The 23,515-nt window shown below is 71.7% G+C and carries 25 protein-coding genes and 2 pseudogenes; 14 read left to right on the top strand and 13 right to left on the bottom strand.

The window, feature by feature from the left end:
• Positions 1 to 13: 13 nt before the first annotated feature.
• From EDD34_RS20615 to EDD34_RS06900, 3 genes are all read left to right on the top strand, one after another.
• The gene (locus EDD34_RS20615; RefSeq protein ID WP_170176987.1) at positions 14 to 157 is read left to right on the top strand and encodes a hypothetical protein; all 144 of its coding nucleotides are present in this window, start codon (positions 14 to 16) and stop codon (positions 155 to 157) included.
• A gap of 267 nt (positions 158 to 424) precedes the next feature.
• Positions 425 to 886: a glycine-rich domain-containing protein gene (locus tag EDD34_RS06905; protein WP_123813904.1), complete on the top strand. Its 462-nt coding sequence runs from the start codon at positions 425 to 427 to the stop codon at positions 884 to 886.
• A 35-nt stretch (positions 887 to 921) separates the two neighbouring features.
• Complete coding sequence (locus EDD34_RS06900; protein ID WP_123813903.1) at positions 922 to 1,818, top strand: phosphotransferase; 897 nt, start codon at positions 922 to 924, stop codon at positions 1,816 to 1,818.
• Positions 1,819 to 1,977: 159 nt separating this feature from the next.
• On the opposite strand, the gene EDD34_RS06895 is transcribed toward EDD34_RS06900, so the two are convergent.
• On the bottom strand, positions 1,978 to 2,766 hold the full coding sequence (locus tag EDD34_RS06895; protein ID WP_123813902.1) for an alpha/beta fold hydrolase: 789 nt from the start codon (positions 2,764 to 2,766) through the stop codon (positions 1,978 to 1,980).
• A 93-nt stretch (positions 2,767 to 2,859) separates the two neighbouring features.
• Here EDD34_RS06895 and EDD34_RS06890 point away from each other — a divergent pair, with 93 nt between their 5' ends.
• Positions 2,860 to 3,492 (top strand): TetR/AcrR family transcriptional regulator, encoded by a 633-nt coding sequence (locus EDD34_RS06890; protein WP_123813901.1) that lies wholly within the window; start codon positions 2,860 to 2,862, stop codon positions 3,490 to 3,492.
• A gap of 89 nt (positions 3,493 to 3,581) precedes the next feature.
• On the opposite strand, the gene EDD34_RS06885 is transcribed toward EDD34_RS06890, so the two are convergent.
• The 3 genes from EDD34_RS06885 to EDD34_RS06875 form a co-directional block, all read right to left on the bottom strand.
• Positions 3,582 to 4,757, bottom strand: coding sequence for a vWA domain-containing protein (locus EDD34_RS06885; RefSeq protein ID WP_425462373.1), 1,176 nt, complete (start codon positions 4,755 to 4,757; stop codon positions 3,582 to 3,584).
• A 39-nt stretch (positions 4,758 to 4,796) separates the two neighbouring features.
• Positions 4,797 to 5,984: an AAA family ATPase gene (locus EDD34_RS06880; protein ID WP_211341517.1), complete on the bottom strand. Its 1,188-nt coding sequence runs from the start codon at positions 5,982 to 5,984 to the stop codon at positions 4,797 to 4,799.
• Between the two features lie 63 nt (positions 5,985 to 6,047).
• On the bottom strand, positions 6,048 to 7,385 hold the full coding sequence (locus EDD34_RS06875; RefSeq protein ID WP_123813899.1) for a hypothetical protein: 1,338 nt from the start codon (positions 7,383 to 7,385) through the stop codon (positions 6,048 to 6,050).
• Positions 7,386 to 7,545: 160 nt separating this feature from the next.
• Between EDD34_RS06875 and EDD34_RS21565 the strand changes: the two are divergent.
• The 3 genes and pseudogenes from EDD34_RS21565 to EDD34_RS21115 all read left to right on the top strand — a co-directional run.
• A pseudogene (locus tag EDD34_RS21565) lies at positions 7,546 to 7,689 on the top strand (helix-turn-helix domain-containing protein); the annotation flags it as partial.
• 156 nt (positions 7,690 to 7,845) lie between these two features.
• A complete protein-coding gene (locus EDD34_RS21120) occupies positions 7,846 to 8,214 on the top strand; it encodes a hypothetical protein (protein ID WP_246012226.1) in 369 nt (122 codons plus the stop codon).
• Positions 8,211 to 9,122, top strand: coding sequence for a GSU2403 family nucleotidyltransferase fold protein (locus tag EDD34_RS21115; RefSeq protein ID WP_123813897.1), 912 nt, complete (start codon positions 8,211 to 8,213; stop codon positions 9,120 to 9,122). The genes EDD34_RS21120 and EDD34_RS21115 overlap by 4 nt, the downstream gene beginning before the upstream one ends.
• A gap of 105 nt (positions 9,123 to 9,227) precedes the next feature.
• Here EDD34_RS21115 and EDD34_RS21560 read toward each other — a convergent pair.
• Positions 9,228 to 9,398 (bottom strand): annotated as a pseudogene (locus tag EDD34_RS21560) (AAA family ATPase); the annotation flags it as partial.
• A 181-nt stretch (positions 9,399 to 9,579) separates the two neighbouring features.
• Here EDD34_RS21560 and EDD34_RS06855 point away from each other — a divergent pair.
• Positions 9,580 to 9,987 (top strand): hypothetical protein, encoded by a 408-nt coding sequence (locus EDD34_RS06855; RefSeq protein WP_123813896.1) that lies wholly within the window; start codon positions 9,580 to 9,582, stop codon positions 9,985 to 9,987.
• A gap of 119 nt (positions 9,988 to 10,106) precedes the next feature.
• Positions 10,107 to 10,502 (top strand): DUF302 domain-containing protein, encoded by a 396-nt coding sequence (locus EDD34_RS06850; protein ID WP_123813895.1) that lies wholly within the window; start codon positions 10,107 to 10,109, stop codon positions 10,500 to 10,502.
• Between the two features lie 144 nt (positions 10,503 to 10,646).
• Here EDD34_RS06850 and EDD34_RS06845 read toward each other — a convergent pair whose 3' ends face one another.
• Positions 10,647 to 11,249, bottom strand: a complete 603-nt coding sequence (locus tag EDD34_RS06845) for a thymidine kinase (protein ID WP_246012224.1) — start codon at positions 11,247 to 11,249, stop codon at positions 10,647 to 10,649.
• Between the two features lie 250 nt (positions 11,250 to 11,499).
• On the opposite strand from EDD34_RS06845, the gene EDD34_RS06840 reads away from it, so the two are divergent.
• On the top strand, positions 11,500 to 12,180 hold the full coding sequence (locus EDD34_RS06840) for a nuclease-related domain-containing protein (RefSeq protein ID WP_170176986.1): 681 nt from the start codon (positions 11,500 to 11,502) through the stop codon (positions 12,178 to 12,180).
• 10 nt (positions 12,181 to 12,190) lie between these two features.
• On the opposite strand, the gene EDD34_RS06835 is transcribed toward EDD34_RS06840, so the two are convergent.
• Positions 12,191 to 12,913: a hypothetical protein gene (locus EDD34_RS06835; protein WP_123813893.1), complete on the bottom strand. Its 723-nt coding sequence runs from the start codon at positions 12,911 to 12,913 to the stop codon at positions 12,191 to 12,193.
• A gap of 166 nt (positions 12,914 to 13,079) precedes the next feature.
• Between EDD34_RS06835 and EDD34_RS06830 the strand changes: the two genes are divergently transcribed.
• Positions 13,080 to 13,808: a hypothetical protein gene (locus tag EDD34_RS06830; RefSeq protein ID WP_123813892.1), complete on the top strand. Its 729-nt coding sequence runs from the start codon at positions 13,080 to 13,082 to the stop codon at positions 13,806 to 13,808.
• 213 nt (positions 13,809 to 14,021) lie between these two features.
• Here the strand turns inward: EDD34_RS06830 and EDD34_RS06820 are convergent, their stop codons facing one another.
• Complete coding sequence (locus EDD34_RS06820) at positions 14,022 to 15,182, bottom strand: endonuclease (RefSeq protein ID WP_211341516.1); 1,161 nt, start codon at positions 15,180 to 15,182, stop codon at positions 14,022 to 14,024.
• A 180-nt stretch (positions 15,183 to 15,362) separates the two neighbouring features.
• On the opposite strand from EDD34_RS06820, the gene EDD34_RS06815 reads away from it, so the two are divergent.
• The gene (locus EDD34_RS06815; RefSeq protein WP_123813890.1) at positions 15,363 to 15,785 is read left to right on the top strand and encodes a TIGR03668 family PPOX class F420-dependent oxidoreductase; all 423 of its coding nucleotides are present in this window, start codon (positions 15,363 to 15,365) and stop codon (positions 15,783 to 15,785) included.
• Between the two features lie 27 nt (positions 15,786 to 15,812).
• On the opposite strand, the gene EDD34_RS06810 is transcribed toward EDD34_RS06815, so the two are convergent.
• Positions 15,813 to 19,091 (bottom strand): bifunctional [glutamine synthetase] adenylyltransferase/[glutamine synthetase]-adenylyl-L-tyrosine phosphorylase, encoded by a 3,279-nt coding sequence (locus tag EDD34_RS06810; protein ID WP_123813889.1) that lies wholly within the window; start codon positions 19,089 to 19,091, stop codon positions 15,813 to 15,815.
• A 67-nt stretch (positions 19,092 to 19,158) separates the two neighbouring features.
• Positions 19,159 to 20,496, bottom strand: coding sequence for a type I glutamate--ammonia ligase (gene glnA / locus EDD34_RS06805; protein ID WP_123813888.1), 1,338 nt, complete (start codon positions 20,494 to 20,496; stop codon positions 19,159 to 19,161).
• Positions 20,497 to 20,545: 49 nt separating this feature from the next.
• On the opposite strand from glnA, the gene panB reads away from it, so the two are divergent.
• Complete coding sequence (gene panB, locus EDD34_RS06800) at positions 20,546 to 21,379, top strand: 3-methyl-2-oxobutanoate hydroxymethyltransferase (protein WP_123813887.1); 834 nt, start codon at positions 20,546 to 20,548, stop codon at positions 21,377 to 21,379.
• Positions 21,380 to 21,460: 81 nt separating this feature from the next.
• On the opposite strand, the gene EDD34_RS06795 is transcribed toward panB, so the two are convergent.
• Positions 21,461 to 21,649 (bottom strand): SPOR domain-containing protein, encoded by a 189-nt coding sequence (locus EDD34_RS06795; protein WP_123813886.1) that lies wholly within the window; start codon positions 21,647 to 21,649, stop codon positions 21,461 to 21,463.
• Positions 21,650 to 21,702: 53 nt separating this feature from the next.
• Here EDD34_RS06795 and ppgK point away from each other — a divergent pair, with 53 nt between their 5' ends.
• Positions 21,703 to 22,509 carry a polyphosphate--glucose phosphotransferase gene (gene ppgK / locus EDD34_RS06790; RefSeq protein ID WP_123813885.1) on the top strand — a complete coding sequence of 269 codons (807 nt, stop codon included), beginning with the start codon at positions 21,703 to 21,705 and terminating at the stop codon, positions 22,507 to 22,509.
• Positions 22,510 to 22,555: 46 nt separating this feature from the next.
• Here ppgK and EDD34_RS06785 read toward each other — a convergent pair whose 3' ends face one another.
• Positions 22,556 to 22,873 carry an STAS domain-containing protein gene (locus EDD34_RS06785; RefSeq protein ID WP_246012223.1) on the bottom strand — a complete coding sequence of 106 codons (318 nt, stop codon included), beginning with the start codon at positions 22,871 to 22,873 and terminating at the stop codon, positions 22,556 to 22,558.
• 274 nt (positions 22,874 to 23,147) lie between these two features.
• Complete coding sequence (locus tag EDD34_RS06780) at positions 23,148 to 23,465, bottom strand: DUF3467 domain-containing protein (protein ID WP_123813883.1); 318 nt, start codon at positions 23,463 to 23,465, stop codon at positions 23,148 to 23,150.
• Positions 23,466 to 23,515 lie beyond the last annotated feature (50 nt).

Genomic DNA, 23,515 nt, shown 5'->3' with positions numbered 1-23,515 from the left:
GGAGGGGCCGCGCATGCTGATCGGAGCGACGGGGACCGTCGTCGAGATCGATATACCCGGATCCTGGTCCGTCCGCGTGCACATCGACCGAGGCGGGTTCGACCGGGCACTGCTAGCCCCTGATGAGCTGGAGCCCGCCGATGAGGTGGCGCCATGACATGGTCCTGGCCGGATACGTCGTCCTACTCGCCGTACTACTGGCTGCCCGGCGGGCCTCGCGAGTGAGGCGGTAGGCGGCCTGGTCCGAGTTTCTGACCCTCCGTTCTTGCGGCCGGACGCGCACCCCCGGAAACCCCTGCACCTCCTGCACGAAGTCCGGCCGCGAGCCCGCCACCCCCTGGCGGGTGACGTGGGTCGGGGCTCACGCCCCGAGCCCCGACCCACCCCAACAAGACAGCACAAGAAGAGAACCCTGGAGGAAATGATGACCACCATCACCGAGCCGACCCTGCGAGAAGGCCGCGAGCTCATCGACCACGACTTGTTCCAGATCCTCACCGACCGTGTCGCCGTCGAACACGGGCACGACCCGGCACTGGCCGAGCGGATCGTGGACCAGGCCCTGGCCTTCCTCGCCACCAGCGCGCGCCACGCCGGCCGTCCGTTGTCACCGTCGCCGCTGGTGGACCACGGCTGGCACGAGTTCATCCTGCACACCCGTGACTACGCCACGTTCTGCGACCGGGTCGCGGGCAGGTTCCTGCACCACGTGCCCACCGACCCCACCGACACGGACGTCACCGGCATCACCGCACACGACAGGCTCGTCCGCACCGTCGATGCGATCAGCGCCGCCGGGTTCTACGTTGACACCGACCTGTGGCCCACCGGACACCACATCGAGTGCTCCCAGTGCCACCAGGGCTGCACCAGCTCACCCGCCTGACCCTCGCACCACCGGATCCGATTGGAGAGACGCGCATGAACCGCTGGTCATGGGACGACCTGCCCGAGACCGTCCGCCGCGCCGTGGAAGCCGAGGCCGGGCCCGTAATACACATGGGCGAGCCGGAGGCGGGCCGCAACAGCATGTTCGCGGCCTTCCTCGAAACCACCCATGGGCCGGTGTTCTGCAAGGGCGTGCGTCTCGATGACCAGCAGGCTCGTGCGCACCGGCACGAGATCCGCGTCAATCAGCGGCTCCGGGAGGTCACGGCCGACGCGCCGTGCCTGCTGTGGACCATAGAGACCGGCGGCTGGCTGCTGGCCGGGTACGCCTTCGTACCCGGCCAGCACGCCAACCTGTCCCCGGGCTCGACCCACATCCCGGCTGTCATCGACCTCGTCTCCCGCCTTGCCGACAACCTCACCCCGAGCCCGGTCCCCGACCTGACCCCGCTGGCGAAGAAGTACGCCAAGTTCGCCGGCTGGGGATGGCTCGCAGAACGGAATGCCGACCTGCTGGATCCGTGGGAGAAGCAACACTTAGACCGGCTCGTGCAAGCCGACCGCGACATCGCCGACGCACTGAACGGTCAGAGCCTGGTCCACGGCGATGTGCACGAGTTGAACCTGCTCGTCGCGGACGGGCAAGCGAACTTGGTCGACTGGGCCTGGGCACGCACCGGGCCGGCATGGGTGGACGCCGCACTCCTGACCATCCGGCTCATTGCGGCAGGGTACGACCCAGCCGATGCGGAACGGCTGGTCGTCTCGACCTGGGGAATGCGGCGGCCCGACACGAGTGCCGCTGCGGTGTCCACTTTCGCCGCGGCCACGTACGGCATGTGGCGCAGGCTCGCCGTCCAACACCCCAGCCCCCACCGCACCGGACCGGTCGAGGCTGCACGCCGATGGACCAAGCACCGGCCGAGCTAACCGCTGGCCAGGCGGAGACGCCCTCCTTGGCACCTGGCCCACGGGCACGACTCCGTCGGGACCGCATCGGTCGCGGATCAGCCACCCTGACCGATGCGCACGACCCGCGCCCACTCGGGTGGCCCCTCGGGAACGTGGTCGCTCCTCGCTTTCGGAGACTTATCCGGCGCACGCTCGCGTGAACTCCGCCAGCTTCGCCGCCATCGGCTCCGGCTCCCAGCTGTGCATGGCGCCCGGCATCTCCTTCTCCGTACCCTTCGGCACCGCCGCCACGATGCTCGCCGCCGCAACGGGCATCTCGGGGAAGGTCTTCGTCCCGTACATGGCGAGCACCGGGACCGTGATGTCGAGGGTGCCGTCCTCCAGCGCGCGCTGCGCCCACGCGAGCGAATGCGCGTCGGCGCGGTAGGTGGCGACGGTGCGGGCGATCATGGGCCAGGCCGGGGAGGCCTCCATCTCTGCCAGCCATTCGGGCGGCATGTCCTTCATGTAGTGCCGCATCGCGTTCTCGTGGTCGCCGGCGTCGAGCAAGCGCTCGATCTCGTCGGCCCACGCCTGCGTCGTCGCGGCGGGGTCGCCCAGGGGCGCCTCCCAGAGGGCGAGGCCGGTGACGGGCAGCCCGGCCGTGGCGGCCTTGAGGCTGAGCGAGCAGCCGGACGAATGCCCGACCAGCACGGCGGAGCCGCCCGCGACGTCGATCATCGCGCCGACCGCCGCCAGCTCGCGGTCCAGGTCGAGACGGCCCTCGGCGGGGCTCTCTCCCCGCCCGAGGCGGTCGAACGTCACGGTGGTCAGCCCGGCATCGGCGGCACGCTGCGCGGTCTCGGCGGTCACCGGGTCGTCGGCGCGGTCCGGCCCGGCACCCGTCACGAAGACGACGGCAGGCCCAGATCCGAGCAGGTCGTAGGCGACGCGGTCGCCGCGAGAGGTGGTGGTGAACTCCGTCATGGTCAGGCTCCTTCAGAAATTGGACTCGGTAGTCTTGTTTCCGATGAGATTAGACTGCATGGTCTAGAAACGCAACGGTCGAGGAGGTCGGTGATGGTGGTGGAAGCCTTCAGGCCCAGCTCGCAGCGCAAGCGGGCGGCGATCCTCGAAGCCGCGGAGGCGGTGTTCCTCCGCGACGGGTTCGTCGGTGCGAGCGTCGACGAGGTCTCGACGGTGTCCGGGGTGTCGAAGCAGACGATCTACAACTACTTCGGAAGCAAGGAGCGGCTCTTCGTGGCGGTCGTCTCGGCGATGACGACGGCGGCGGGCGACGCCGTCCATCCCGACGAGCACGAGTTGCCAGGTCCCGATGAGCTCGCCGGCTATCTCGAGGAGTACCTGCTGCGCCAGGCGACCGTCGTGCTCCAGCCGCGGATCCTGCGCCTGCGCCGCCTGGTGATCGGCGAGGTCGAGCGCTTTCCGGACCTGGCCCGCACGCTCTGGGAGAACGGTCCGGCACGAGCGATCGGCGCGCTGGCCGTGCTCGTCTCGCGACTGAACGACGCCGGGCTGGTCCGCGCCCCGGACGCCCGGGTGGCGGCGGCGTTCCTGAACTGGCTGGTGATGTCCGGTCCGCTCAACGAGGCGATGCTGCTCGGGGACGGCGCCTTGCCGGACGACGAAGCATTGAGACGTCACACCCGTGAGGCGGTACGGATCTTCCTGGCGGCGTACGCGCCGGCGTGAACCGTGCCAACAGGCATGGCGAGGCGACGGCCGCGCTGCGCTGAGACCTGCGTATCGGGGCCAACCGAGCCGGCCCGCAGGATCGACGGCTATGTGCCCTGACCGATGTGCACGACCCGCGCCCATTCCGGCGGACCATCGGGAACGTGGTCGCACTCCTCGCTCCACCGACGGACCCGGTCGAACAACCCGATGACCGTGCGGCTCGCCGGCCGTGACGACGGCCAGTCGGTCTGTCCGTCGGTGAGCACGACCACGACGTCGGGCCGCGGGGAACGGCTGACCGCGGCGGTGATCCCCGTGCGCAGGTCCGTTCCCCCGCCGCACACGAGCGACAGGCCTTCGGACTGGCAGATGGGCCCGACGGTGTGCACGGCCGCGTCACACGAGAGCACGGTCACAAGATCGCGCCGCCCGCCGAGTGCCCGGATGATCGCGGTGACCTCCAGGAGGGCGCTGCCGAGTTCGTCGTCGCTCACCGATCCCGAGGTATCGACGACGACGCCGACCCGGGGCGGCCGTCGTCGCAGGCTGGGCAGGACCACACCGGTCAGTGCCGCGCTGCGGCGGGCGGGGCGCCCGTAGGTGTAGTCGTCGCCGACGCCACCGGCCGTGACGGCGGACCGGACCGCGGCGCCGAGCAGGTCCCGCCAGGGCTGGGGTGGGTGGACGACGTCGTTGGCCCACCGCTTCCACCCGGCGGGAGCAGAGCCCGGCGCCCCGACGATGCCCTGCGCCACCCGGAACCGGACGGCCTCGCGTTCGGACTCGGTCAGTCCGTGCGCCCCGTCCGGCCCCAGGTCCCACGGCCGCAGCACACCGTCCGCCCCGCTGCCGCACTCGTGCCAGGCGTACCGATCGGTGAGCGGCCCCGGGCTGATGTCACGGACGTACTCCTCCATCAGGAGCCCTGCCTTGAGCCGGAGCGCCCGAACGGTCACGGCCCCGGCGGGCCTGGGCAGTTCGTCGTCGTAGATGTCGTCGTTGATCTCGCAGTCGGCGGCGAGGTTGAGCCGGAAGCGTCCGGCGGGCCCGTCCAGTCCGCCGGTGCGGGCGAGCCGGTCGCCGCGGCCGTGGTGGTCACGCAGCAGATGGCTGACCTCGTGCACCCAGACGCCGGCGAGCTCCGCCGTGGCGGTCGAGTCCACGAACGTGGGCGAGACGTAGCAGCGCCAGTACTTGTCGACGGCCATGGTCGGCACGCTCGCCGTCTCGACGACGTCGAGCGCGAACAGCGCGGACGCGAGGTACGGGCGGCGCGGCAGGCCAGCAGCCGCGCGGCCCAGAGCTTATCCGTGTCCATGTCAGGCACCCGCCGGCAGCATTCCGGCACGCTTCCCGAGCGGAACCGCCACCGCGAACCGTTCGATCTCGGCCGGTACGTCCCAGCCCGGTTCTCGCAGCGCGGACAGCGTCATGACGGGCGTGACCAAGAGGTCCGGTGAGCCGGTCTCCAGCGCCCGGACGAGCACCGCCCAGGCCGCGTGCCAACGGTCCTGGTCGGGCCGCTTCTTCACCGCGAGCACGACCGCGTCAAGCGTCGCCTGCCGCAGATCGCCCCGGTCCGGCAGCACGGCCGACGTCGGATCGGCGAGCAGGTCCTCGGGGTCGGGCAGGTCCATCCGGTCCAGGGCGGCGAGCAGCTCGAACCCGGGCCCGTCCCCGACCGTGCCTTTGACCAGCGGTGCGAGCACGTCGCGGTCGACGTCGGCGGCCGTGGCGAACGCGATCAGCCGGACCGCCGTCTCCCAGCTGCGCGGAGAGGGCCAGGCGCCACCGCGGCGGGTCTCGGTCGTCGGGAGCTGGTGGATCAACGCGGGCCGAGCCTCCAGGAACGTGCACACGGCGCGACGGGCGATCGCCACGGCGTCGCCGAGCCGTTCTTGGTCCAGGCGCGGCAGGACGGCACGCGGCCAGGTGCCACCGAGCCCGCGGACCACCACGTCGTCGTCGTGCCGCCAGGTCAGGTGGACGAACCGGTTGGCCAGCGGCGCGCTCAGCTCCCATCCGTCGGCCGACGACGAACGCGGGTTGGCCGCCGCGACGATCCGCACGCCGTCCGGGAGCCGTAGCGCGCCGACCTGGCGCTCCAGGACGACCCGTAGGAGCCCGGCCTGCACGGCGGGCGGGGCGGTCGACAACTCGTCGAGGAACAGCAGACCGCGCCCCTCGCGAACCAGGCGCACCGCCCAGTCGGGTGGGGCCATCGGCACGCCCTGGCGCGCCGGGTCGTCGCCGACGACGGGGAGGCCGTTGAAGTCGGACGGTTCGTGCACGCTCGCGATCACGGTGGTCAGGGGCAGGTCGAACGAGTCGGCGAGCTGCGTGATCGCTGAGGTCTTGCCGATGCCGGGCTCGCCCCACAGCAACACCGGGACGTCGGCGGCCACGGCGAGCGCGAGCGCGGCGAGCTGCGGGTCTGCGCGGGTCTCGGTGGAGGTGGCAGAAAGGAGTGAGATGAGGTCGGAGGCAACATGAAGCTGAGAGGACATGGGCATCACCTGGTGTGGTCGAAGGTTCAGGGGAAGAGGCGCAGGCCGGTCGTCACGCGGCGCTCACGCCGGCACCCGCTGACGAACGCGCCGCCGGGGCGTGCGGTGGCGCGCGTCCCGACGGATTCCGCCGGAAAGCAAGATGCGAGCCGGTGCACGCTGGGCGTCAGGGTCGAGCAGCACCGGCGACAGTCCCGCTCGATAGGCGCCGTAGGCGATCCGGGTGGACGCCGCTGCGGTCAGCTCGGCCTGCAGGTCACCGGCGCGCAGCACGGCGTCGGCCCCGAGCAGGTCCTCGATCACGGCGACTGCCGACGCGGCGTCCCCGTGATCGAGGCGCGCACGGACCTCGTCGAGTTCGGCCGGCGAGCGGTACAGCCGGTCGACGACCTGCAGGCACGGGAGCGGGGCGCCCGTGAGCGTCGCGAGAAGCTGCTCGCGGCGGATCTCTTCGGGGTCGTGGTCAAGGATGGTGAGGACGCCGTCGACCACGCGGAGCCGATGCACGGCGCCGCGGCAGTCGACCAGGCGCGTCCCGGGTGCACTCGGGCGCGTGTCGCACTCAGGGCTGTGGGCCCCGAGTGCGTCTGCGACGAGTGGGTGCAACTGGGCCGGTTGAACCATTCCGGCCTCCAGCAGGAGCACGTCCGGCGGAACCCAGGTCGCGGCGTCGGGCAGCGCCAGGGGCAGCGCCCCCGGCCGGGACGGCCGTATGCCCGACGGCAGTTCCGTGACCGTCCCGCCTGGCCTGAGGACCAGACGCCGTGAGCCCAGCCGGACGACGACGTCGCTGTCGGGCGCGCGCTCTGCCGTCCGGAGGATCTCGGCCTCGGCGGCCCAGCGGCGCGGTGCCCCTCCGTCGGGAGCCGCGTCGCCGGGGCGGCCTCCCCGGTCGGGAAGCTCCGCGGTGCGCCGCGCGTCCCACAGGTGCCGGTGCAGATCGAGCCGGAATCGCCGGTCGGGGCGAGGGTGCGGATGGTGCCCCGCGGCTCCGTACCACCAGGACAGGACCATCCGCTGCGGGCCGGACGCCCACGCGGGCGGCGTGCGAATCACCAGGTGGGCAGTGAGTTCGCCGGTCCGGTAGCGAGCCAGGGAGACGGTCAGGCCCGGGCGCAACAGTCCGTCCGGCATCATCCGCGGCATGTGCCAGCGCAGCAGCTCCGGAGCCAGGTGTCGCAGGTCGTCGCGGACCGCCGTCGACAGTTCGGCGCCGAACCTGCGGCGCAACGCACGCAGGTCGAGCTCGGTGTCGATGCGGGCCGCGCTACAGGCCCCAGCCCAGTCGCCGGCCAGGCGACGAGCGGTGGAGGCCTTGATCATCGGCGGCGGTACGGCGTACTCACGTACTCGCTGCCAGACGCGAAGTCGGGATCGCCCGTTCACTTCCGTCGAGTGCATCAGCACTCACCGTCGGTGAATCGGACCCCCAATCTGGTGATCGTGAAGGTCATCATCGCCGCGAATCGTAGCAGCCTCGGCTCCGGGGTGATCAGCACCCGAACGATGCACTCACCCTGCCCGATTGACAGATTGCGTCCCCTAGCGGACATTATCTGTCATGACGTCCGGCGAACTGCTCACCGTCCAAGAGACCGCGAAGGCTTTGGGCGTGTCCGCCCGGCACGCTCGCCGCTTGGCCGACTCCGGGTCGATCACCCGAGTGACACGGGGAACTATCGACCGGGACTCCGTTGACAAGTACCTCTTGTCACGACGCCAGGGCCGGACCCGCGCATGGGCTGAGCACACTGCGTGGGGGGCCATCGCCTTCCTCTCGGGCAATGACGCCTCCTGGCTCGGTCCCACCCAATCCTCCCGCCTCCGCCGCGCGCTCCGCGAGATCACTGAAGCATCCCAGTTGCTGACTCGCATGCGCGACCGCGCGGCCGTGCACACCTACACCGCGCACCGTGCCGCTCTCCCCCGGCTGCGAGCTCTGCTCACCAGCAGCGACCCCGGGCACCTGGACATCTCAGCCCTGATGCCAGACGGTGCTGACGGGTACCTGCCCGAGACCGAGCTCGACGCCGCCGTGCGTTCACTCGGGCTCCGGGTCGACGAGGGCGGATCAGCCGTGCTGCGAGTGACCGGCTTCGACTTCGACACAGTGAGGCATCTGGTCAAGACCCCTGTCGTCGCCGCCCTGGACGCAGGCACCAGCTCCGACCCGCGGGCGCGGGGAGCCGGCCTCCGGACTCTGGACGATCTGTTGCAGGCATATCGATGAGCGCGAACCGTGAACGGCCGACCATCGATGTAGCCCTCGTAGCCGGTGGCTGGCCATTCCCATGGCCGAGCGTCACCGAACTGGCCGAAGCACTTCCTGCTGGCACCTGGACGCTCGTCGGAGGTCTGATGACCCAGCTCCACAGCATCCACCATGGGCTGGGCATCGTCCGTCCGACCAACGATGTCGACATCGTGCTCCATATCGAGACCACCCGCGGCGTTCCCGGCGCCGTCGCAGCAGCGCTGAAAGGACTCGGTTATCGGTTCCAGCCGAGCATCGACATCCGCAACAACACGGCCCACCGGTTCGTCCGTGATCGCACCACCGTCGACCTGGTCGCCGGCTCCGCCGAAGACCAGGTCGACGTGCTGATCGCCGACCATCCCGCGCCACGGGTGATCGAGAGACTCCATGGCCACGAGATGGTTCGCATCGAAGGTGGAACGCAGGCGCTGCGTCGCACGATCAATGCCCGAGTGGAGGTCACCTCGGGGAGAACCGCCACCATCTCAGTGCCGCGCCCCTTCGGTGGGGTGGTCCTCAAGGCAGCCGCCTACACCACGGACAGCCGCGACCGCGACCGCCACCTGTTCGACGCAGCGGCACTTCTGGCGTGTATCGACGATCCCTTCGTCGAACGCGAAGACTTCATCGGCTCCGACCGTCGACGGGTCGACACCCTCGCCACTCAGCTCGGGACGGACCACCCTGCATGGCGAGCGCTACCTCCCGGACACCGAACCCAGGCACAGCTGACCCTGGAAATCCTTGCAGGGAAGGATGCAGGGATGGACGTGGCGCAGAGGGCTCCGGCGGACCACCCGGGCCACCCCGCCCCCGCACCCCCGCCGTCCACCACGGTGAGCGGCCCCTCGCCCGGCGTCGGCGGCTCGAAGTGGTCGTAGTACCGGGTGGTCGTAGTACCGGGTGGCGACCTCCGGCGTGAGCACGACGTCGTCGCGGTGGGCTCCCGCGCGGGCGGCGACCCGGGCGAGCGCGACCGCTCGGGGCGTACGGACGTAAAACGTCTCGGGCTCGACACCGCACTCGCCGAGAAGCCGCCGGTAGGAGTCCCGCGTCTCGCGGGACCAGAACGAAAGGTCCAGGACGACGTCCCGGTCCTCCCGGACCAGGGCGACGAACCGTTCGCGGACCTGTCGTGCGAGCCCCCGATACCCCATGGGGTATAGTCGCCACGAGAACACATCCCGGCCACCCCGGTGGTCACCAACCCGAGGAGAGACCCATGTGCAGCCCCGCCCGCTGTGACCGCTGCGGCAAGATCACCTGGACCGGATGCGGCATGCACGTCGACGACGTCATGGCCACCGTCCCCCGGTCCGAGCAGTGCACCTGCCCCGGATGAGCCCGACGTCGCCGGCGCGCGAGGACGTACGCCGCCGGGGGCCGCTGAGCCCCCGGCGCGTCGTCGTCGGCGTCCTGGCCACGCCCGCCCTGTTCGCCTGGTACGTGACCGCCGGCGGCGGAGCGGCGGGCGCGGGCGCCGCGTTCCTCACGATCGTGCTGGTGAGCGCGGCGCTGGCGGCCGCCACGGTCGCCACCTACGTCCCGGCCCGGGGTGAGAGCCGGCGCAGCGCACTCGGCTGCGGCCCGTGCGACGTCGTGGCCGGGGCCTCCGTGCTCGCCGCGCCCCTGCTGCTGTCCTTCGATCCGCTCAGCGCGTCGATGGCGGTCGTCGCCGTGGCCGCCACGGCGTTCGGCCTGTTCCAGCGGCGTACCACCTCGGCGTCCACGTGCTCGGTCACCTGAGAGCCGGAGCCGCCACGGACGCCGTCGGCGGGCGCTGCCATCGCGCCGATCACCGTGACCGTCCGATCATGGTGACAGGAACCACGCCGCCCCACCCCGTCCGACCCGAGGAGGAACCCATGACCTACACGATCACCACGACGCTCCCCACACCGTTCGACGCGACCGTCACGAACGTCCGGGAGGCGCTCGCCGAGCAAGGCTTCGGCGTACTCACGGAGATCGACATGGCCGCGACCCTGAAGGAGAAGCTCGGCGCCGAGCTCGACCCGTACCTCGTGCTCGGCGCCTGCAACCCGCCGCTCGCCCACCGCGCGCTCCAGGCGGACCCGTCGGTGGGCGCGCTCCTGCCGTGCAACGTCGTGGTCCGGGACCTCGGCGACGGCACCACCGCCGTCGAGGCCGTCGACCCTCACGCGATGATGTCCGTCGCCGAGAGCCCCGAGCTCAACGCGGTGGCCGACGACGCCGCACAGCGGCTCCGCACCGCGCTCGCGCAGCTGGAGAACGCCTGACCGCGATCAGGCAGGCAGAGACCACGCCCCCGGAGAGCCGGCCCGAACGGCGGCGCACCGTCGATACGGCGATGCCGGCGTGAGAGCAGAGGGCTCTACCTGGGGAGGTCTTCATGTCGACGCCACCGTGGCTCGCGCCGATCGTCACGGCCGCGGTGGCCTCGGCACGCCGGACGTTCCGGTGACGATCGCCGTCTCCGGCAGCACGAAGCAGCGCCGGCACAACGCCTCGTAGGTGAACGTGCCGTCGTCGGGCAGCGGCTCGGACGCGCCGAGAGGTTCGAGGAACGGCACGCCGTCGCTGAGCACCTGGGTGAACGCGGCGTGCAGGTCCTGGCAGCGGTCGCACACGGCCCGCCGGTAGCGCACGTCGGTCGGGCCCAGCTCGAGCAGGGACCGGACCGTGGCGAACAGCTCGCCACGGTGGTCGAGGTCGATGCCGCAGGCCAGCACGCGGGTACCGCGCAGCACCAGTTCCTCGACGACGCGGACGTCGGCGGGAGCGAACATGTGGACCTCGTCGATGGCGACGACGTCCTCCGTGGTGTGCAGCAGCGGTTCGAGGGTGTCGAGCTTGACCGTCGGCACCGAGGCACCCGTCCGGGAGACGATCCGCGCGTCCCGCACGTGCCGCGCCGACTGCACGACGGCGCAGCTCAGCCGCGAGTACGCCAGCGGCGCCATCTGCGCGATGAGGTCGAGCGACTTGCCGGACTTCATCGGGCCGAGCACGAGCGACAGCTCCACCGATGCGTCTCCCGCCGTCCAGGGCAGGACAGTCCCCGCCGGACAGAACCCTAGTACTCCCGCCGCGGACCGCGGTCCTGCCGGTCGCGGCCGCACCGGGGACGCGGCGTCGCCGCCCGCCCGACGCCGTGCCCGACGCCGTCAGGGCTGACGCGCGTACGCGACGGGCGATGACCCCGCCATCTCCGATCGGCCTCGGGAGCCGCTCCCCGAGAGGCGATGCCCTGCGACTCCGGCCTACGGTCGATCCGTGCACCTGGACGAAGACCTGGCCCGCAACAAGCCGGCGCAGCAACTCCTGCTCTGGCGCCGGGACTACCTGCGCAAGCACCCGCTCCGCGTGCTGAGAGGCTTCCTCGACGGCGTCGCCGACGACCAGTACCGCCGCATCGCGCAAGGGATCCGGGGCGAGCGGGCCGTGGCGCGGGAGCTCGGCGCGTTCCTCGGACGGCACCCGAGGTGGCGAGTTCTGCACTCCATCGTCGTCAGTGCCACGGGTACCGATCTCGACCACCTCCTCATCGGCCCGCCAGGGGTGTACTCGATCAACACCAAGCACTGGAGCGGACGCCGCATCACCGGCCGCAGCAGCACCATGCGAACCACCCGGGCAGACGGAAGCGCCCGCCACGGCGAGGTCACCACGCTCCGGGCGGCCCGGCACGAGGGCGACAGGGTGAGCAGGCTGCTGTCCACCGCGGTGGGCCTGACGGTGTCGGCCCGCCCGGTCGTCGCCTTCGTCGATCCGGCCGAGGTGCGCGACGAGTTGTCGGCCGCCGGCGTGCGCCTGCTCGCGCTCGACACGTTCCAGTCATGGTTCGACGCCGAGGACGCGAGCCCGGCGACCTTCACGAGCGACGAGGTCGCGACCCTCTACCAGGCAGCCCGGATGCCCACCACGTGGTTGCCGGTGCACAGCACGCGCGCATAGCTCGCGACACCTACCTGCCACCGGCCACGGCGACACGCCCCTCGGCGCTCGCCTTGATCCCGAGCAGCATGCGGCGCGACATCAGGAAACTGATCTCGGTCACCGGCACCATCAGCGACTTCAGGAGCCACGCGCGGAACACCGAGCGCTCCCGCAGCAGCAGGCGGGTGCGACCGTCCTGGGTGTCCCGCAGCGCGAAGGTCCACAGGAACTCCCCGCCGGCCGGCTCGTCACGCCGGACCGGCCGCCCGGCCGCCGCGTCGGCGACCCGCAGCACCATCGCCTCATCCGGCCGGAGTTCGACGACGTACCATCCCCCACCGCGGTCCCTGCTGGCCCGGACGAGGTCACCGACGTGCAGGTCCTGCCATTCGGCCACGATGTCCCGGGCGTTGCGGATCCCCAGGCCGAACAGGTTCTCGAGCCACTCGTAGCTGTAGAAGCCTCCCCGGTCCGCACCGATCTGCACCACCCACGGCCAGACGTTGCACGGTGGCACATCGATCGTGATGGCCCGGGTGAACTGCGTCGCCGGCTCCCGGAGGTGGTCATCACCCGGCAGCACCGCGACGACTTCGTCGTCGGTCGCCCCCCAGCGGTCGTGACGCGGCTTGACCCACCCGCCGTACACGCCCGCGCAGGCGACGCCGACCAGAGCCCCGAGGAGGCGCCTGCTGCGCCGCCGCGGACTTCCGCTCCTCGCGGGTCCCCCGCGACGGTCGCTCCGGATCATGTCTCAAGCCTCGCCCCGCCCCGCACGTCGTCGGCAGGGCCAGAAGTCACCACCGCACGGGCCCTCCGCCTCGTGCACCGACCGGCACCCGGAGCAACGCTCGAAGTATGCGTGACACCCACCTCCCACCGCCCGTGCACGCCGGCCAGGCCACAGGCCCGTCGCCATGACCGCCGGCCGGCCCGCGCCCTCCGCACCCGGCAGGCCCGGCGGGCCGGACCCCCGGGCCACCGGCCGCGCCCCCCTCGTCGCCCTGGGCGCCGCGCTCCTCATGGCCGCCGGCGCCATCCTCACGGGCGGCGCGGCGCTCGCGGTCGCCGAGTCCCAGCGGGACCGGGACGGATTCCTGATGAGCCGCACCGCGGACATCGACGCCCACGGGTACGCCATCACGTCCGAGCCGATCGTCCTGGAGACGCCACCGCCGTCGAACGCCCCCGCGGGCTTGCTCGGTGACGCCAAGATCGTGGTGACTCCGGAGTCCTCGGGTCCGGTGTTCGTCGGGATCGCGCCGACGTCCGACACCGAGACCTACCTCGCCGGTGTCGAGCGGACGGCCGTGAGCGGCTGGGGTCCGTACTCGCGCCACCGCGAGATCGACGGATTGTCGCCGGCCGGGCCCCCCGACGAGGCCGGCATCTGGGCGGCCTCGGCCAGCGGAGCAGGTCCGCAGGTTCTGGTCTGGCCGGTCGAGCCCGGCAACTGGACGGTCGTGGTGATGCACTCCGACGCCGGCGCCCCGCTCGACGTCGAGGGGTCCGCGGGAGTGACCGCGCCCGTTCTGCGCGCGATCATGGCGGGCCTGCTCACCGGCGGCGCCGTCCTGCTCGTCGCGTCGCTGGGGCTCGCCCTGGTCCCCCTCCTCACCGCGGGCACCCCGCGAGCACACACGTGATGTGTATGCTCGCCGCGTGAGCGGGGGCGACACGACCAGGCTCGTCGCCTGGGCACAGGAGATAGGAGATGCGCCGGGTGCACCGCCGTCTGGAGTCGCACTTCCGGTACGAGGAGCGCGCCCTCCTGTCGGTCCTCGAGTCCCTCGACCTCGACGCCGATCCCCGCGTAGTCCTCGGGCCGCTGTGACCCTCGCGCACGTGAGGGCCCCGGTTCACCAGATCTGGTCGGCCCATTCCGGGTGGTCGATGAACGGGTTGCGGTTTCCCTGCCAGTCGGAGTAGATGATCTCGTTGCGGCTGCGCTCGGTGGCCGAGACCGGGTCGGACGCGTGCCAGTCGAGCAGCACGGAGATCCGCCCGTGCAGCGGCGCCGAGCCGTTGCTGACGGAGTCGTTCAGTTCGAGGTCCGGACCGTCGCTGCCCTCGTACCGGACGGCCATGTAGAAGAGCATCCGCGCGACGTCGCCCTTGACCCGGTCCGGCGGCTCGAACGAGTTCGAGTCGGTGGAGCACCCGGTGCATCCGCTCACGGACGAGCCACCCTCGTCGAAGTCCTTGTTGCTGCGGGTGGAGTTCACCTGGACGTCGCTGGGGCGCAGGTGGTGCAGGTCGGTGCCGGCGCCGGCCGACGTGCCGAAGTCGCCGTGGCTCTTGGCCCAGGTGTGCTCGCGGTTCCAGTCGCCGACGTTGCCGCCGTTGTCGTACTTCGAGATCGACCGCCCGGTGTACAGCTCGATCACGTTGCCGGAGTTGCCCGGGTCCTCGTCGGTCTCCCGCAGCGCGGTCCACACGGTCGAGTAGCTCAGCTCGGTGTGGTCGTCGATGATGCCGTGGAGCGCGGACTTCAGGGCGCTGCCGGTCAGGCCGTCGGCCGCGTCGTAGTACCCGGCGGGCCCGTCGCCGCCCGGATCGCCGCCGCCACCGTCACCACCGTCCCCTCCCCCGCCGACGACGGCGAACTGGGTGCCGCTCTTGAGCCCGGGACGCGAGAAGTACGCCGTCAGGGTCCCGGTCACGTCCAGGAGCTCCCCCAACCGGCCCGGGTTCGAGGCCAGGCCGAAGTCGGCGCGGAAGCCGCTCGGGATCTGGACGTAGAGCATGTCGCTCGTGTCGGTCTCGCCGGGGGCGTCCGCCAGCGCGAGGGCGTAGTCCGTGGGGAAGCTGCTCGTGACCACGGCGTCGGACCCGACGGGCTGGCCGACGACGTAGCCCCGCACCGTGGCGGTCGAACCGTCCTGTATGGCGCGGGCCTGGGCGACGCCGATCGGCGCGGCGGCCGCGCTCGGCGGCGCGCCGCCGAGTGGCACCAGGCCCGCGAGCGCCAGGGAGAAGGAGAGTGCCAGGACCGTGGACAGGGCTGAGCGCCCTCGCATCTGCCGCATACTTTTCACCCTATCCGGGCGAGATGGCCTTATTGTGACGTTGCCGTTAACTCTTCTTGGCCCGGGGTTCGAGGCCCGGGGTTCGGGGTTCGGCTTCGGGGCCCGGGTTCAGAGTTCGGCCCGGGCAACGCGGGGACCGAGGCCCGGTGGGCGGATCGCTACCGTGGCGTCATGAGGCTCGACAGCGCGACCTGCAGGGAGCGCCTCGGCGCGGCCCGATCCGCCTACCTGGCGACCACGGGAAGCGACCTGGCACCGCACGTGGTCCCGGTGACGTTCGCCCTGCTCGGCGACCGGATCGTGATCGGGATCGACACCCGGAAGCCGAAGACGACCACCAGCCTCCGGCGGCTGCGGAACATCGCGGAGAACCCGCGGGTCGCCGTCCTGTGCGACCACTACTCGGACGACTGGGAGAAGCTCTGGTGGGTCCGCGCCGACGGCACGGCCGACGTCGTTCACGACGGACCGGTCTGGCACGAGGGCGTCGGCGCCCTGGTCGCCCGCTACCCCCAGTACTCCGACACCCCACCACCCGGCCCCCTGATCAGCATCACCACCACCCGCTGGACCGGCTGGGCCCACAGCCGGTGAACACGGGCAGGCCTGCCCCGGCTCGGGTCAGTCGTCGCCGTAGAAGAGGCGTTCCATGACCGCTCTCGCTCGGCGGGCGGTGCGCAGGTAGAGCTCCTCCAGTTCCGGGCCCGTTGCCACGTCGCCCAGCAGACGCGCCACACCGGCCAGGTCCTGCCCGCCGTGCGGCAGGCGGTCCACCTGCGCCCCCGTGGTCTTCCCCGACCACAGCACGATCGCCGACCGCAGCCGGGAGGCCAGGAACCACGCCTCCCGCAGCTCCGCCGCGTCCTGCGCCGACACCAGGCCCGCGTCCCGCGCCGCGTACAGGGCCGGGATCGTCCCGGTGGTCCGGAGCCCGGGCACGTCGTGGGCGTGCCGCAGCTGCAGGAGCTGGACGGTCCACTCGACGTCGGACACTCCCCCGCGCCCGAGCTTGAGGTGCCGCGCCGGGTCGGCGCCCCGCGGCAGCCGCTCGGCCTCGACCCGCGCCTTGAGGTGCCGCACCTCGCGGACGATGTCGGCGGCCAGCCCGCCGGCCGGGTATCGCAGAGGGTCGATGAGCCCGGTGAACCGGTCGGCCAGCCAGGCCTCCGGCCCGCTCGCGCCGCCCGCAGGCGCCCACTTGCCCAGCGGCCTGGCGCGCAGCAGCGCCTGCGCCTCCCACGGCGACGACCACCGCTCGTAGTACTCCTGGTACGACGCGAACGACCGCACCAGGGGCCCGCTGCGCCCTTCCGGCCGCAGGTCGGCGTCCACCGGCAGGGGCGGTTCGGACCCGACGGCGCTGAGCTGCTGCCGCAGTTCCCGCGCCACCGCGAGCGCGAAGTCGCTCGCCTCCCGTTCGCCGGCACCGGACGCCGGGGTGTGCACGAACATCACGTCGGCGTCGGACCCGTAGCCCATTTCCTGACCGCCGAGCCGCCCCATCGCGACCACCAGAAGAGTGGCGGGCTCGGCTCCCTCGGAGATCCCGGCGGCTTCCCGCGCCACGGCCCGTGCCACGCGCAGCGCTCCCCCGAGCACGACGTCGGCCGCGTCGGAGATCGCCCGCGCGGCGCTCACCGGCCCCAGCTCGCCCAGCACCTCCGCGACCCCGGTCCGCGCCAGTTCCCGGCGGCGCAGGGCACGCAGGGCCTGCGCGGCGGGCCCGGGTTCCTCGGCCCGCCCCAGCACGGCGTCCATCTCGCCGGCCAGCCGTTCCGCCCCGAGCGGCTCCAGGGCCTCGGTCCTGCCGAGCCACCTCACGGACTCCGGCGACCGTGCCAGCGCCTCCGCCAGGTAGGTGGAGCTGGACAGCACCTGCGCCAGGCGCTCGGCGGCCACCTCGGAGTCCCGCAGCAGCCGCAGGTACCAGTGTGTGGACCCCAGCATGTCGGAGACCTTCCGGAACGCCAGCAGCCCCGCGTCCGGGTCGGCGCCTTCCGCGAACCAGCCGAGCAGGACCGGCAGCAGCTGCCGCTGGATCGCCGCACGCCGCGACACGCCCTCGGTCAGCGCCTCGACGTGCCGCATCGCGCCCGCGGGGTTCCGGTAGCCGATCGCCGCGAACCGCGCCATGGCCGCCTCCGGCGCGAGCGAGATCTCGTCCTCGCTCAGCCCGGCGGTGGCCGGCAGCAGCGGCCGGTAGTACACGGCTTCGTGCAGGTCACGCACCTCGCGGCGGACCGCCTTCCACCGCTTGGTCAGCTCCTCCGCCCCCGGCATGCCGAGCCCGCGTGCGAGCCGGCGCAGGTCGCCGTCGTCGGCCGGCATGAGGTGGGTGCGGCGCAGGCCGAACATCTGGATGCGGTGCTCCAGCGCGCGCAGGAACGCGTAGCACTGGCCCATCTGCCCGGTCTCCGCCCGGCCCACGTACCCGCCCGCGGCCAGCGCGGCGAGCGCCTCCAGCGTCGTGGCCGACCGGATCGACTCGTCGGTGCGCCCGTGCACGAGCTGCAGGAGCTGCACGGTGAACTCGACGTCGCGCAGGCCGCCCCGCCCGAGCTTGATCTGCCGCGGCGCCTCGGCCGCCGGGACGTTGTCCTCGACCCGCTTGCGCATCGCGCGCGCGTCCTCGACGAAATTCTCCCGTGACGCCGCCTGCCACACCATCGGCGACAGCGCCGTCACGTACTCGTCACCCAGCGCGCGATCCCCCGCCACGGGCCGCGCCTTGAGGAGCGCCTGGAACTCCCAGGTCGACGCCCAGCGCTCGTAGTAGGCGACGTGGCTGGCCAGGGTCCGCACCAGGGGCCCCTGCTTGCCCTCGGGGCGCAGCGCGGCGTCCACCTCCCACAGCCGCGGCTCGTCCGACGTGCCCGAGCACACCCGCGCCAGCGCCGTCGCCAGGCGGGCGCCGAGCCGGAGGGCGTCCGCCTCGTCCGCGGTCTCGCCGTCCGGCCCGGTCGCGGGCTCGGCCACGTAGATCACGTCGACGTCCGAGACGTAGTTCAGCTCCCGTCCGCCCGTCTTGCCCATCCCGATCACGGTGAGCCGCACCCCCTCGTGGCCCGGCGTCTCGGACCGCGCCACGGCCAGTGCCGCTTCGAGCGCCGCGCCGGCCAGGTCCGCGAGCGCCGCCGCGACCGCCGGCATGACGGCTGTCGCGACCGGCGCGACGACGTCGGTCGCGGCGATCCGCAGCAGCCGGGCCCGGTAGGCCCGCCGCAGCAGATCGGTGTACGACGGCGACGAAGGGTGAGCGGAGGGTGAGCGCCGAGGAACGAGGCGCTCGCCCGCAGCCGAACCCGAGGAGCCGTCGGATGGGTACGACGGGCCGTCCGACGGGTCCGACGGCGACCCGCCGGAGGCCGTTCGGCCCGCGACCGGAACGTCGGCGTCGGGGTCGGCGTGGACGGCGCGCAGGAGTTCGGCGCGGACCTGTCCGGGCGGGACCTGCGTCGCCGGTGCGGGGTCCGCGATCACGTCCAGCAGGTCGGGTCGGCGCACGAGCTCGTCGCCGAGGGCGGACGAGGCGCCCAGCACCCGCAGCAGCCGCCGCGCGGGGGTCGATGCCGCCTGCGCGCCGTCTGGCGGGTCGCCCGGGCCGCCGTCGTCGGACAGGATCTTGCGGAGCGGGTCGGGTGCCGCGCCGGCGAGGCGCGTGAGCTGCAGGAGCGCCAGGTCGGGGTCGGCGGTGTCGCCGAGGCGCGCGAGGAGAGCGGCGGCGTGGTCACTGAGGACGACGGCGCGGCCGGCCGGCCCGGCGGTGCGGGGCTCGCCGGCCGGCCCTTCGCGGACGGCGAGCAGGTCGGGGTCGTTCCACAGCATCGCGGACCTGGTGAGGTCGGCGAAGCCCGCCCGGATGAGGTGGGTGGTCAGCGTCTGGGGACGGCGGCTGGTCACAGTCCGAGGTTAGGGGTCGCGTGGGTGGGTGTCACCACGCGACCCCGCAGGGTGCCACGGCAGGAGATCACAGCACCTGCAGGAACCGCTCGAGTTCGAACGGGGTCACCTGTGCGCTGTACGCGTCCCATTCCTGGCGCTTGTTGCTCAGCACGTACTGGAAGACGTGCTCGCCGAGGGTCTCGGCGACGAGCTCGGACTGCTCCATCGCCTCGATCGCCTCGGACAGGTTGCGCGGGAGGGCCTTGATACCGAGCGACCGGCGCTCGGCCGAGGTGAGGTCCCAGACGGCGTCCTCGGTGTGCTCGATGAGGTCGTACCCCTCCTCGATGCCCTTCATGCCGGCCGCGAGGAGGACGGCGAACGCGAGGTAGGGGTTCGTGGCGGAGTCGAGCGCGCGGTACTCCACGCGCGACGAGTTGCCCTTGCCCGGCTTGTACATCGGCACGCGAACGAGCGCGGACCGGTTGTTGTGACCCCAGGAGATGTACGACGGCGCCTCCTGGCCGCCCCACAGCCGCTTGTACGAGTTCACGTGCTGGTTGGTGATGGCCGTGATCTCGCCGGCGTGCACCATCAGCCCGGAGATGAACTGGCGCGCGGTCTTGGACAGCTCGAACTGGGCGCCCGGCTCGTGGAACGCGTTGCGGTCGTCCTCGAACAGCGACATGTGGGTGTGCATCCCGCTGCCCGGATGCGTCGCGAGCGGCTTGGGCATGAACGAGGCGTACACGCCCTGCTCCAGGGCGACCTCCTTGACCACGGTGCGGAACGTCATGAGGTTGTCCGCGGTGGTCAGGGCGTCGGCGTAGCGCAGGTCGATCTCGTTCTGCCCGGGACCGGCCTCGTGGTGGGAGAACTCCACCGAGATGCCCATGGACTCCAGCATGGTGATCGCGGCGCGGCGGAAGTCGTGCGTGGAGCCGCGCGCGAGGTGGTCGAAGTAGCCGCCGCCGTCGACGGGGACCAGCGGTTCATCGGCCGACTTCGGCTGGTTGAACAGATAGAACTCCACCTCGGGGTGCGTGTAGAACGTGAATCCCTCCTCGGCGGACCGGGCGAGCTGGCGCTTGAGCACGTTCCGGGAGTCCGCCAGGGAGGGTTCGCCGTCGGGCGTGAGGATGTCGCAGAACATCCTGCCCGTGCCGTGCCGCTCACCCCGCCACGGCAGCACCTGGAAGGTCGTGGGGTCGGGGCGGGCGACCATGTCGGCCTCGTAGACCCGCGTGAGGCCCTCGATGGCCGAACCGTCGAAGCCGATGCCCTCACTGAATGCCGACTCCAGCTCTGCCGGGGCCACGGCCACCGACTTGAGCACGCCGAGGACGTCCGTGAACCACAGCCGGATGAACCGGATGTCACGCTCCTCGACCGTGCGGAGTACGAATTCTTGCTGCCTGTCCATGGGGCCCATCTTGCCTCATCCGTGTTACTGGTGCGTGTACGGTCAAGGCATGTCAGCCCACACCAAGCCGACGCCCGCGTCGGCCAAGAAGGTGCGTGTGCACCACCTCGCCGCCGCGAAGGAGCGCGGCGAGAAGATCTCGATGCTCACGGCGTACGACGCCGTCACCGCCACGCTGCTGGACGCGTCCGGCGTCGACATGCTGCTCGTGGGTGACTCGATCGGCAACGTGATGCACGGACACACCACCACCCTGCCGGTCACGGTGGACGACATGATCCCGCCCGCGCGCGCCGTCGCGACCGCCACGAAGCGCGCGCTGGTCGTGGTGGACCTGCCGTTCGGCTCCTACGAGGCCGGGGCCACCCAGGCGCTCGCCACCGGGGTGCGGATGATGAAGGAGACCGGCGTCGCCGCCGTGAAACTGGAGGGCGGCACCCGGGTCGCCGCGCAGATCCGCGCGCTGTCCGACGCCGGCATCCCCGTCGTCGCGCACCTCGGGTTCACACCGCAGTCGGAGCACGCCCTCGGCGGGCACCGCGTGCAGGGCCGCGGCGACGAGGCCGCCGAGGTACTCGCCGACGACGCCCTGGCCGTCCAGGAGGCGGGTGCGATCGCCGTCGTCCTCGAGATGGTACCGGTCGAGGTCGCCGCGCGGATCACGGAGATCCTGCGCATCCCCACGATCGGCATCGGCGCCGGCGGGCAGTGCGACGGACAGGTCCTCGTGTGGACCGACATGGCCGGGATGACCGACTGGACCCCGCGGTTCGCCAAGCGCTACGCCGAACTCGGCCGCGCCCTCCAGCAGGCCGCGGAGGAGTATGTCGCGGATGTGAAGAAGGGCACATTCCCGGACGAGGCCCACTCCTTCCTGGAGTAGCCCCGCCCGTCCGAACCACCCGCGCAGCAGTCCTCGCCACCGGTCCCGCGGCCCGGGACCGGTGGCGACCGGCCGCGACCGCTACCGCTTGTCGCGCCAGGCGGCGTCGTCGTCCTCCCACGCGTCGTCGCGTGACCGGGCGCGCGAGAGCGCCTGCTCCGCCTCCTCGCGGGTCGCGTACGGACCCATCAGATGCGTCCAGGAGGAACGGTGGCCCTTCTCGACCTCGCCCGTCTTCGTGTTGTACCAGTATTTCTCCTCGCCGCCCATGAGACGATCCTGACACAGCGACGTCACGATGAAGCGCCAGGAGTCCGCAAGTCATGAGCAAGAAGATCGCGTTCGGCATCGACATCGGCGGTTCGGGTATCAAGGGTGCACCCGTCGACCTGACCACCGGCGAGTTCGCCGAGGAACGCACCCGGATACCGACCCCGGACCCCTCCACCCCGGAAGCCGTCGCGGAGGTGCTCTACGAACTCGTCGACACCTACGACCTGCCCGCCGACGCACCCATCGGGGTCGCCTTCCCCGCCCCCATCCACCACGGCACGGTGCGCTTCATCGCCAACCTCGACCCGTCCTGGACCGGGGTCGACATCCCCGCCCTGATCCACCGCACCACCGGCCGCGCCGCCATCGCCGTGAACGACGCCGACGCCGCCGGCATCGCCGAACTGCGCTACGGCGCCGCCCGCGACGCCGACGGCGTCGTCCTCGTCAGCACCCTCGGCACCGGCATCGGATCCGCCCTGTTCGCCGACGGCGTGCTGCTGCCCAACACCGAACTCGGCCACCTCGAGATCGACGGGCACGACGCCGAGAAGCGCGCCGCCGAATCCGCCCGCGACCGGGAGAACCTCTCCTGGGACGAGTGGGCCGAACGGCTCCAGCGCTACTTCGCCGTCGTCGAGGACCTGCTCTCCCCCGACCTCGTCGTCGTCGGCGGCGGTGTCAGCAAGAAGCACGACAAGTTCCTGCCCAAGCTCCACCTCCGCGCGCCCATCGTCCCCGCGCAGCTGCGCAACGCAGCCGGGATCGTGGGCGCCGCGGCGCTCGCGGCGGACAGCGCCGGTGGGCAGACCGGCGCCGGAGCGCAGAGCACCCGCGGGCAGAGCACCGGCGACTGACCCGGGCGCACGGAGCGGGCGCCCGTGGACCGGCGGCCCGGCACCGTCAGATGCCGGGCCCCGTCCCGGCCGCGGCGGGCTGCCGCGGGTTGTCGCAGAACATCGCGTCCACGCCGAGCATCTCGAGGAGGTTGCTCACCACCACCGACTGCTCCGCGAGCCTGACGCAGATCCCGTCCTCGGAGCCGAGCATCCGCAGCTGCGCCAGGAACAGCGCCCCGGTCGAGTCCATGAACGTCACGGCGGACGTATCGACGACGACGGGACACGATCGGTCGAGCACCTGCTTGAGTGCGGCGCCGGCCTGGCTCCGCACCGAGATATCGATCTCGCCGGACATCTTCACGACGGTCGCCTCGGTCATTTCCTCGACGAGGACCGACCCGGTTCCCGATGGCTTGTTCAGATCTTTCACTTGCTCATCGCCCCTGTTCACGCGCATGTCGGAGTCGCACCGACTTTCCGTGGCCGACCGACCCCCCGGCCGGCCCTGGATTCCGCCACACCATCGTGGCGACATTCGGCATCCTACGCGGTGCTCTTTGCGAACGGAACAGGTGAAGACGATTTTCCTCGACGCCATTACGGCGCTTTACCTGACGCGGAGTTCAATAAGAATCCGCCGCCGCCCGAACGAACTATTGATCACGAGGGCGCTTTGCCCCGGACGTCTCTTTCTCCCACGCGTCGAGCTGCATGGTCAGGGCCTTCGCCAGCTCGAAGACCTGCTGGGGCGGGATCCGCACACGGGACGCGACCTTTCCCGGAACGACGACGTTTCGGACCTCACCCGTATCCGGGTCGTTCTGCGGACTCGGTGGCTGCTTCACGGCGATGAAGTCCAGCACGAACGACGTCGGCGTGTGCCACACCGAGGCGAAGTCGGCCGGGATGCCGGTCTCCATCTCGTCCGGCACGTCGATCTGGAACTCCTGCGGCAGGTCGTCGGACGACACGTCGACTCCTTGGGAAGGGCGGATGAGCGGCAGTCCGGCGGACGCGCGAG

Origin of the sequence: Myceligenerans xiligouense (assembly GCF_003814695.1) — a bacterium.
Taxonomy (GTDB): domain Bacteria; phylum Actinomycetota; class Actinomycetes; order Actinomycetales; family Cellulomonadaceae; genus Myceligenerans; species Myceligenerans xiligouense.
This window is presented reverse-complemented; position numbering and strand designations above follow the sequence as displayed.